Origin of the sequence: Bacillus sp. SRB3LM (assembly GCF_015712745.1) — a bacterium.
GTDB classification, from domain to species: Bacteria; Bacillota; Bacilli; order Bacillales; family Bacillaceae_G; genus Bacillus_A; species Bacillus_A thuringiensis_K.
Genome location: NZ_VWVQ01000023.1, coordinates 1 through 796, shown reverse-complemented (window position 1 = coordinate 796; position 796 = coordinate 1). Strand labels below are relative to the sequence as shown.

Sequence of the window (796 nt, the reverse complement as noted above, 5' to 3'; positions counted from 1 at the left end):
CGGAAATATCATAACGTGCAGCGTTTACGTCAGAAAAGGGATAGGTGGCATAAAGAACATATTTTATCTATTCATCGTCAGCACCCTTACTATGGGTATAAACGTATGACTCGTGCTTTGGCTCGAGAAGGAATGGTAATGAATCATAAACGTGTTCGTCGTCTTATGAGAGAGCTGGGTATTCAATCTATCATTCGAAAAAAACGTCCGTTTTATGGAAGAAAAACATCTGTGGTATTTAAAAATCATTTGAATCGAGAGTTTCAAGCTGAAAAGCAAAACCAAAAATTCGTAACAGATATTACTTATGTACGAATCGGAGAACAATTTGCCTATTTGTCAGCTGTGTTAGATCTATACAACAATGAAATTGTTGCCTGGAAGCTATCTTCAAGAAATGATTTAGATTTGGTTTTAACTACATTACGTCAATTAGAAGGGAAGTCATTAACTACTAAGCCCCTTTTCCATTCAGATCAAGGGTTTCAATATACATCTAAATCCTACGCAAAACAGTTAGAGAAATTAGGATTTGTCGGTAGTCATTCTAGACGTGGAAACTGTTTTGATAATGCGTGTATCGAATCATTCTTCTCACATTTAAAAACAGAGAAGTTGTATTTAGTGCGCCCAAAAACATATGAAATGGCCTACCGAGCAATTCAAGAATATATTCAGTTTTATAATACAGAAAGATTCCAAGAAAAACTTCACGGCCTTTCCCCGATAGAATATCGGGAAAAGGCCGTGGCATAATACTCTTTTTATTACTGTCTACTTGACAGGGAGATGACCA

1 protein-coding gene is annotated in these 796 nt (G+C 36.2%); it reads left to right on the top strand.

Features of this window, described 5'->3' with window-relative positions:
- On the top strand, window positions 1-756 hold a 756-nt coding region (locus F3I02_RS16180; RefSeq protein ID WP_196478175.1), incomplete at its 5' end, for an IS3-like element ISBth8 family transposase.
- Between the last annotated feature and the right edge of the window lie 40 nt (window positions 757-796).